The sequence below is a fragment of the Bartonella sp. PS7NMGDW genome (assembly GCF_042193585.1).
Lineage (GTDB): Bacteria > Pseudomonadota > Alphaproteobacteria > Rhizobiales > Rhizobiaceae > Bartonella > Bartonella grahamii.
In genome coordinates this window covers 1-7,716 of record NZ_JBHILX010000025.1, presented here as the reverse complement: position 1 = coordinate 7,716, position 7,716 = coordinate 1, and the positions used below count along the sequence as shown (strand labels likewise).

The 7,716-nt window shown below is 39.1% G+C and carries 5 protein-coding genes; all 5 read left to right on the top strand.

The window, feature by feature from the left end; translation table 11 throughout:
• Positions 1–383: 383 nt before the first annotated feature.
• The 5 genes from ACFIKJ_RS08240 to ACFIKJ_RS08220 all read left to right on the top strand — a co-directional run bounded on the left by ACFIKJ_RS08240 (position 384) and on the right by ACFIKJ_RS08220 (position 6,014).
• Positions 384–1,586, top strand: a complete 1,203-nt coding sequence (locus ACFIKJ_RS08240; RefSeq protein WP_375670462.1) for an MFS transporter — start codon at positions 384–386, stop codon at positions 1,584–1,586.
• Between the two features lie 214 nt (positions 1,587–1,800).
• Positions 1,801–2,475: a hypothetical protein gene (locus ACFIKJ_RS08235; protein WP_375670461.1), complete on the top strand. Its 675-nt coding sequence runs from the start codon at positions 1,801–1,803 to the stop codon at positions 2,473–2,475.
• Between the two features lie 10 nt (positions 2,476–2,485).
• The gene (locus ACFIKJ_RS08230) at positions 2,486–3,724 is read left to right on the top strand and encodes a DUF2087 domain-containing protein (RefSeq protein WP_375670460.1); all 1,239 of its coding nucleotides are present in this window, start codon (positions 2,486–2,488) and stop codon (positions 3,722–3,724) included.
• 479 nt (positions 3,725–4,203) lie between these two features.
• On the top strand, positions 4,204–5,388 hold the full coding sequence (locus ACFIKJ_RS08225; protein ID WP_375670459.1) for an MFS transporter: 1,185 nt from the start codon (positions 4,204–4,206) through the stop codon (positions 5,386–5,388).
• 152 nt (positions 5,389–5,540) lie between these two features.
• Complete coding sequence (locus ACFIKJ_RS08220) at positions 5,541–6,014, top strand: hypothetical protein (protein WP_375670458.1); 474 nt, start codon at positions 5,541–5,543, stop codon at positions 6,012–6,014.
• The last annotated feature ends 1,702 nt before the right edge of the window (positions 6,015–7,716 follow it).

Here is a 7,716-nt window from a genome sequence, read left to right as displayed (position 1 = left end):
GGTGCCATTATTTCCAGTGTTTTTGGCTACTATGGTTACAGAAGCCGTAAGGATACTTTCATGCTTTAAAACGTCTACCTCTAAAGCAAACACAAAAAAAGCTGCACGCATAGTGCAGCTTTTTTGTGAAATTTTCTGATTGCCCTTTTGTATCATTGTCTCTCATATCAGAAAATTTCGCCAGCCCATAATCCTTCAATATTCCCCTTTCAAAAAACATAAGGAGCTGCTCATCACTGCCAATAGGCATTGTGCTTGTTTTGAAGAGAGCTCTGAAAACTTCCTTTCTCAACTGATCATCAAGAAAAACTATACAAAGCATGGGATATACCATAAACACGTAGAAGAAAATTGTACCTTATAACCTCTTGGGGAGGAGCATTGTGACAAAGAAAAAATCCATAATTTTCGCCCAAACTGGGCTTTTTTTCGTTTTAGGCTTTAGCAGCTTTGCCGATGAAACAGCACAAGTTACATTTGCTCTACACTTAGCAGAAAGCACAGCTTCTATTTCAATGCTGCTGTTTGCAGGGCTTATCGGGGCAATTTGTGCCGGACCCATTGCACCACGCCTCTTGCATCGCTTCCAACCAGCGCGAACAGTACCCATTGTTTTATTGTTTGAAGCGCTTTTCATAGCCGCAGCTGCAATCGCAAACCAATTTTGGGTTTATATTGCCCTTTCTTTCGCACTAGGTTGTGCTGGTTCACTCTTTTGGTCCGCTATTCTTGTTGCGGTACCTGACTTCGCAAAAAATGATCAGCAATTAGACCGTATCAATCGCGTTATCCAAACAGTTCGTAATCTTGGCTATATTGCCGGACCACTCCTAGGGGGTGTGTTGTATGGTCTATCGAACGGGCAAAAAGGATTGTTTGCACTTTCAATCATGGTTCTTTTTGCTACCTTTATCACTCTCTTCTGTTTTAAAAGTCTCAAACTTCATACACAAACGACAAACACAACACAGCAAGCCAAAAAAGGGCTAGATTTAACGGGTCTCTTGCGTAAAAAAAATGTCGTCTATGCTCTTGCGCCCCTCATCATTACCATCATCCTCACCTCTGCTCTCAACGTCTTATCGATTGTCCGCATTCGTACCGATCTCAACTTAAGCGCTGAAACCTATGGGGTGATCACAAGTATGCTAAGCCTAGGCTTAGTGGTTGGTCCACTCTGCTTCTCCAATCTTTTCCACCATTTTGGCAATGCCGCTGGAGCATCACTAGCTGCCGCAACCATTGGCTTTGCAATTTTCTGTTTTTCCTTAACAAACTTCACATGGCTGATGATGCTATCATTTTTCATCCTTGGGAGTGCCAATGGTGTGCAAAATGCCTTAATGGCAAGTTTTATGATGAAAGCCATCCCCAAAGAACAACGAAACAGTCAAATGCCTGCCTATATCTTCATCATACAGACATCCGTATGCCTTGGCTTTCTAGGAGCCGGCTTTGTAAAAGTGCATCATACCCAAAGCACACTGTTTATCATTGGCATCGCCACAATGATCGCAGGCATATTAGGTTTTATTGTGAACAGTGCCGTACAAAAAAAGAAACAGAGAGAATTTGATAATGGTTAGTGGACGAGGCGTTTTTCTCAAGCAAACCATACACCCCAAAAGGACATGACAATCACCGCCCTATCAAATCCCAATAAAATCCCTATCAAATCGTTGTATCCCATGCAACCCCATACCAACCCAATAGGACTTTGATAAACCACTCTTTAATGTAGAGCAACTAATAACCCTCCCAAAAACTTGATATTTTAAAGTAAAAAAAAACGATAACATCATGCAACAAGACCCTATAGGCTTAAACTTTTACAATGGAACAGGCGGTTATGTATGGCAACTTGCAGACACCATGCAACATGACTTGAATGAAAACATCCATACGCTTGAATTGCAAAAACCAACGCCGCCCATAGCCATCAATTCTTTCGCTGTATACCCAAGTGAACTCAATCCTTTATCACGCGTTCAATGGGCAAAAGATGTACAAATAATAAAAAACAAACCAGCACTCATTGGCAAACGGCAAATACAACCCATCACCATTGTTTCTACAAAAGGAGCGGCATTTGGCGGATTCGACTTTCCCACATTTGAAGCACTTCGTGAAGGCTGCCTTGTCCAATCACTAAGAGAAATACAATTCTATAGTACTCTTCTTGCCTCTGGAAGTCTTTTGATATCACTGCTACGACACGGTCTCATCGAAACAGATCAAAAAGCATTTTCAGAAAATGATGCAACCGCTCTTTTACGAGAGCCAACATGTATTATCATAGATTCTTCTCTTGGCACTCTTGCCATTAATCAACTCAATGGGCGTACAATCCGTCTTCATGAAAAAACAAAACATCTCTTGACGCAAGCCACCACACCAATGCACATTCAACACCCTATAGAGGATTCAATAAAGTTTTTTGTAAAAGCAGGAATGCTACGATTGGTAAAATTATAAGGGTAAAAAGATGCAGCTGATAAGACCTGGCATGGGAACAGAAAATAGTGCACAGCTCATTTATGCACTTATTCAAATGGCAAGACCGCGCACAGTCATTGAAATCGGTGCTGGTGATAGTACGCGCTTTATCGCAAAAGCACTTCAAAAAGCGAAATTATCATGGCAACAAGATAAAAAACTTTTAGAATCCTCCACTTGGGAAGAACGTACAGCTTTACTTGATCCTTCAGGGATTCCTGAAAATTACGAACCTCGGCTTATCACAATTGATGATTTTACAGTCGAAGGTCAATCAGCAGAAGAAGCATGGCAAAAACTGCTTCAAGACGGTATTGAAAAAGACATGGTAACATTTATCCATGAGAATTTCTTCTCTCTCGATGATGAAACGCTCAAATCTTGGGGACCAATAGATTTTGCTTGGCTTGATGCTGGTACTCCCGCAGATGATGTGCGATTTGTTATAACCCTTTGGGAACACATCACCGCGGGTGGTTATCTTTGTTTGCATGAACCAACCATGACCTCAACCGTTGCGCTTAATGGGGCACAGCGGGTGCGACGTGTCAGAACCCCTTTGTGGGAAGAAATTCTCTACCGGCTTGATGGCTCCTATGAAGCTTTAACACTCCCCGAAAACCACAAATATCGCCAAGGTGGTCTGGGGATTATTCGCAAACGCACCCCAGCCGAACAAATTGTACGCGCACAATCGCTACAAGCAGAACTCATAGAAATCAATGAAATTCCCATTCGCAATGATATTTTGCCCATGGGAAAAGAAACCCTTCACAAACGCAATACCCGCAATTCACTGATCTCTGCCATGACCTCCCCGACACTACGCGCTGTTTATGCCGCCATTATCCTTGGTGCAAAAAATCTTACTGATATCCTCAAACATGTCGATTCAGATGCCAAAACCATTCATAAATCCATCAATCGCCTTTTGAATCTTGGACTTATTCACAACACAACAGCAGGATTTCAAGCCGAAGAGACAGTGTGGAAAATGCTAGAAAATAAACATGAGCGGAATAGGGAAAATTTAAGCGACCGCCATTTAGAAACAGAAGAGATGCTATCAAAAATTGGTGAAGCCTTTCAAAAGGAAAAAATCTATAGCGAAACGGAAGTTTCCAAGATATGCAATCTCTTTACGGTAGACTTTGCCCGATTACGGCGCACTCTTGTTGAGAAGGGGTTTTTACAACGCCATGGAGGCAAATATCAACGCATGCGCTAAAAGAGGATGAATAACCTTCCACTAAAAAAATATAATTTCATTAAAAGGTTATAAAATCATTCATCTCATTCATATGTTGACAATCTATGGAGCGGTTAGTACATCCCCTTCATAAAAGATACATTAGAGTAACAAGAATGCGGGGGAAAAACAAAAATGCGGGGTGTCAGTTGGTTATCAAATAGGATTAGAAACAGTCAAAACCATCAAGAGAAGATATGGGATCAAGGTCTCAATGACCTGACGATTATTGCGCGAACACCAAGGCATAGTGTTGTTGCTCAACCCAGATCATGCTCGATATTTCTAAAAACATCGTAGAAAAACAAAAAATAATATTCTTGCAGTGGACTGACCGGTAAATCAATAAAGATACTATTTCAACGAAATGTGTTCAGCGGAAACAGGGCTCATAAGACGTCCTCAACAGATACAACAAAATGTATTTGATCATTTAACAGCACTTCTATGGAAATTCCATGAGCAAAAATAAAATTCCTTTTTTCATCTATAGCGCAGTTTTTCTTTCTGAATTTTCCTTTTTCTTTGTACTCCCTCTGATTGGAAACTCTTCTCTCATAACTGCTGCCAATGTTGCTTTTTATCTCGCTGGATCAGTAATCCTTGAAAGCATTCTCATGGTAACCACAACGGGTTTATTAGAAAAATTTTCGCGTAAACTCTTAATGGCTACCGCCTTTATTTTAAGGAGTATTGCTTTTGTGTGCATTATCCTATCGCTTACACCTTCTGCATGGTTGATCTTTTTTACCTTAATGGCTTTTTCGAAAGCAATTTCCAAGCCATTTTTGAGAGAAATTTTATCAGAACATCTCAATGGAAGTACTCTTAAACGCGCATTAACTCTCTATTCTTTTTTTCAAAACGCTGCTGTCGTTATCGCCCCTCTTGTTGCAACGAGTGCCATAAAATATAACGCATCGACCTTCTTAATGGCTTTTTTTGCACTCATTGGTTTGTATCTTTGTGTTTTATCCATTCAAATTGTTTATCACTACCCCCATAAAAAATTATCTCTTGAAAAGAACAAAAAAATAAAGAAGCCTTTTCTTTCTTCTTTAAAAACAATAATCCATAATCGTTCTATCACTTATTTGCTGGTCACGGCTTTGCTTTGTGCATTCCTCATGGGAATTTTCATCACCACCACAACACTTCTCAATAAATTTGACAGCAATCTCGCCCCTTATAGTGGAATTTTCTTTTCAATTGTTGGCATCAGTATTTGTATCTGGCAAGGAATAATCAATAAACATCTCAGCCTTTCTGATAAATCAACTTTCTACCTATTATGGCTTACGGGAAGTTTTGCTGCATTTTTCCTCATAGGTGGCGTCTTTACCGCTGTGACTGCGTTAATTGCCTACAGTGTCTATGAATCTGTCATGGTTCCAGAAATATACTATCAAGCAGGGAAAACAATCGCATCCGTCTCTTCCAGTGTTCTTTTTAGTTATATTCTTGTTATTTCAAATATTGGCCAAGCCGCCGGCTCATGGACAAGTGGATGGATCATCAGCCATTTCAACAATCACATCGCTTTCACCTTTTGCATAATTGTTGGTGTCTCCGCCTTTGCTTATTGCCTTTGCCTCATGCAAACTAAAAAAATAAGGAACTTCAATGTCACATATAATTTTTGAAAACCAGTAGCACAACAAGGGTGCCCAAAACACTTCGCCATAAATGGCTCAATTATGAGTTTGTAACACACTCTGCAGCAAAGAAGCTCGAAACGGTCTTTAAAGATTGCTCTGTAAACCCTATTGCCAATTGCCTCACAGCTTAAAGGATTATGGGGGGATTTTTATTTGCACATGAAATTTGTAGACTACTCAAAGTAACATATTATCCATTTGCCTCTATGGTTGATCTTGAGACTTTGAGTTCAGCTATCGAAGAATTTTCTATCGATACCATCATATGCCTGCCAAGTTTTGCGGATAAACTTATTACGATATCTCGGAAGCAAAAATTAAAATGTCTAAAAAACCTATTCTATCTTGGAGAAGCCTTTCAAGCTGAATCTGTGTTGAAAATAAAAGACATAATCCCTGAATTAGATATTAAACCCCTTAGCTTTACCACAAAAGAAACTTCTCCAATAGGATTCCAGTGTTCCGAGATTGATGGTGACATTTATCATCTTTATGATCACATTCAAGTAAAGTCAAATCCTGAAAATGATGAATTAATTGTCTCTGTTTTTTATCCTGAAGATGTACCATTACTTGAGCACGCCACAGGTGATGTTGTTCATATTGCATAGGATCAATCATGCGATTGTGGCTATCATGGCCATACCTTACACCTGAAAGGAAGAACACCAACTTTTTATAATATTATAGGAACTTCAATTTCTGTACACGATTTTACAAATATCTTAAATCTTCAAGGTTGCACTCTTTCGGCGAAAGACTATTCAACTCATTATAATCAATCAATTTGAGAACGGTGTTGGCGTTTTATTGTTTATTGATTCACGTTACAATATTGAGAGAAATGCCCTTTTATCATCCCTCTCATCCTCTTATCTGATAAAAGACATTATCAATAAATCACAATTTTTCCATGTTTGCTTTATGCAGAAATCTCAATTTATTCGCTCCTCAAGCTCTGAAAAAATAAAATCCTTTTTTCAAACGACTGAATATCCTATAGTGCTTGATGGTGATTTAGTAGAAATTAAATAAGATAAGATTATAAACTTCATCGATAAGTTCTTCATTATCACTGGAATCTTACACGTTTTTTTCCTTGCTCTTAGCGCAATGAGCCTTTCCATAAAAGCATTTCGAATAAAACAAAACACAACCTTTAAAGTAATTTGCACAAAAGTATATTTAAGGTAGGGTAAAAAATCATCTAATTTGTATCTCCTTGTACAGAGGACAGAGATAGACACCTTGCGCATAGATATGTGGTTAAGTTCAAGGAAAGGTAAAAGCGTAAAAGAAAGCAGCACCTCTTTTAGGTTAGCTTCTTCGAGCCTTTTAAGTGCAAAAATTACAGAGCTTAAGTTTTAGTTGAACAAACCCTATGTAAGGGTTAGGCTGTTAGTTATAAGGCATTATCTCAAGCTATTAGCTATTTAGTGCTCAATTTTTCACAGACGGTGATACCTCTGAACTTCTTTATTATAAAATTGCTGCAAGAATGTTCCGCCTGCTTTGAAAAGACAAAAAACATCCATAGCTGATCTCTAAGAGCATGCTTTTGTGTGGTGTAGCTTTACAAAAACAGCTTCTAAAAAAGCCCCAAGCCTATACAGCTAAAGGAGGGGATGTGAAGAAGTATTATCTTTTAAGGATTAAGGAGTATGGCTTTCTGGTAAAAATATCGTTCTAGCTCTATAACAGGTAGCCTCTTGAACGATGTGGAATAAGGAGCAAAAGAGATACAAGAACGCCCTTATTTTTCACAAGCTTTTGTTCTCTGAAGATTATCTAGTAAGACTTAAGCGCGCGCGCCCCATTCCCTCAGTATAGCCTTCTCTATAGCTTATAAAACCCAATATTCCTATAGCGAGATAAAATTTAATGATCACGCGCTCTATAACTTCCCCTCCCCACGTGCCAGCTTCCATTCAAACGTCAGTACCGATGGCTGCAAAAGCAAAAAGCCACCTCTTCTTTTTCTCACGCAGAAAACTTTTTCTCCATCACGCTCATTTCAAAAAGAGATCGCAAAAATCATCAATTCTTCAAAGAACATGCCATCCTAGAAGCGGCAAAAGGTGCTAGAGCAGATGGCCCAAGAGATGATGTGAGATGTCCCTTTCAAAACAGATAGTACATTGCGCCAAGGATAGGGATATACAGCGTCTCATGGCTTTCTCAATTATGATTTATGTATGTTAGGATAGGTGTAAAGAAGCTTTTCTCTAGATGCTTTAACGATAAGAGAATGACAGCAGATACAGAACCACCCTTACGTTTTTTTTCTGTCTGTTCCGATACACAAGTTAGCAA

Bases quoted from the DNA above. Each gene is read 5' to 3' on its own strand.
- ACFIKJ_RS08235 (WP_375670461.1), top strand. From the start codon at position 1,801: ATGCAACAAGACCCTATAGGCTTAAACTTTTACAATGGAACAGGCGGT.
- ACFIKJ_RS08230 (WP_375670460.1), top strand. From the start codon at position 2,486: ATGCAGCTGATAAGACCTGGCATGGGAACAGAAAATAGTGCACAGCTC.
- ACFIKJ_RS08220 (WP_375670458.1), top strand. From the start codon at position 5,541: ATGGGGGGATTTTTATTTGCACATGAAATTTGTAGACTACTCAAAGTA.
- ACFIKJ_RS08225 (WP_375670459.1), top strand. From the start codon at position 4,204: ATGAGCAAAAATAAAATTCCTTTTTTCATCTATAGCGCAGTTTTTCTT.